This is a genomic window from Streptomyces sp. S6, assembly GCF_054880855.1.
This window is the reverse complement of sequence record NZ_JBTYMC010000615.1, coordinates 1-1,570: the sequence shown is the minus strand read 5'-3', so window position 1 is coordinate 1,570 and position 1,570 is coordinate 1. Positions and strand designations below refer to the sequence as shown.

Genomic DNA, 1,570 nt, shown 5'->3' with positions numbered 1-1,570 from the left:
CGGTCAGGGCCCGCGCCCGGTCCACGGCGGCCTGCCACTGGTCCAGCTGTCGGCGCCCCATCCGGTGCCCGAACCCGCCCAGCGCGGCGAGGGCGTGCACGTTGACGGGGACGGCGAGCGCGGCCTCGACGATCGCGGCGTCGGGAAGCACCTTCCCGGGCGACACGTCGCGCCGCTGTGCGATCCGGTCGCGCGTCTGCCACAGCTCCCGCACGACCGCGAGCTGACGGCGCCGGCGCACCTTGTGCATCCCGGACGTCCGCCGCCAGGGGTCCTTGCGGGGCTCGGCGGGCGGCGCGGCGGCGATCGCGGCGAACTCCTGCCGCGCCCACTCCAGCTTGCCCTGCCGGTCCAGCTCCTTCTCCAGCGCGTCCCGCAGATCGACGAGGAGCTCCACGTCGAGCGCGGCGTAGCGCAGCCACGGCTCGGGCAGCGGCCGGGTCGACCAGTCGACGGCGGAGTGCCCCTTCTCCAGGACGTACCCGAGGACGCTCTCGACCATCGCGCCGAGCCCGACCCGGGGGAACCCGGCGAGCCGGCCCGCCAGTTCGGTGTCGAACAGCCGGGTGGGCACCATGCCTATTTCGCGCAGGCACGGCAGATCCTGGGTCGCGGCGTGCAGCACCCACTCCGTGTCGGCGAGCGCGTCCCCGAGCGCGGAGAGGTCGGGACAGGCGACGGGGTCGATGAGCGCGGAACCGGCTCCGGCGCGGCGCAGCTGGACGAGGTAGGCCCGCTGGCCGTAGCGGTAACCGGAAGCGCGCTCCGCGTCGACGGCGACCGGTCCGCTGCCGGCGGCGAACGCGGCGACCACCTCCGCGAGCGTCTCCTCGTCGGCGACCACGGGCGGAATGCCCTCGCGGGGTTCCAGCAAGGGCTCCGGCGCCCCCGGAGCAGTGGTTCCGCCGTCGTCCGGAGGGGCGCCTCCGGTGGTTCGCAGTGAACTGGCTGCTGCGGTTTCTTGGGCGTCGGTCACCTGTCAAGGGTATCCGTGCAAGACAGCCGCCCGCCGACGGAACGTTCCGTCGACGGGCGGGGGAGGGGCGTAAACCGGTCACCCGTACGACCCGTACGAGTCGAGGTGGCGACGACCGGCAGAAACGGTTCCTACGGTGGTGTGGACGGCCGCACGCACGGTGCCGGCCGGGTTCGGACGGGCCGTGGACGGACGGTTGCGAGGGGGTGTCCGGAGGGTTTGCTTCCGCCTGAAATCTTTGTGTGAAACCAGCCGGAATCCCTCGTTCCGCATGGATCGCGGGGGGTCGGGACGCTCGCGGGGGGTCAGGGACGGGGGTCGGGGGTCAGTGGATGATTCCGGTCCGCAGCGCCACCGCGACCATGCCGGCGCGGTCGCCCGTGCCGAGCTTGCGGGCGATACGGGCGAGGTGGCTCTTGACGGTCAGGGCCGACAGGCCCATCGAGACGCCGATCGCCTTGTTCGACTGGCCTTCCGCGACCAGTCGCAGCACCTCGACCTCGCGGCCGGACAGTTCGCGGTAGCCGCCCGGGTGGCTCGGGGCACCCGGAGGGCGGCGGTGCATGCGCGCGGCCGAGGCGCCGATGGGGGCGG

Annotated in this window: 2 protein-coding genes; both read right to left on the bottom strand. The window is 73.6% G+C overall.

Translation table 11 applies throughout. The features are described 5' to 3' along the window. Positions 1-976, bottom strand: a 976-nt coding sequence (locus tag ACVNF4_RS35805) for an HRDC domain-containing protein (RefSeq protein ID WP_461807004.1), incomplete at its 3' end; no start/stop codon positions are given. 325 nt (positions 977-1,301) lie between these two features. Next, on the bottom strand, positions 1,302-1,570 hold a 269-nt coding region (locus tag ACVNF4_RS35800; protein ID WP_143576556.1), incomplete at its 5' end, for a response regulator transcription factor.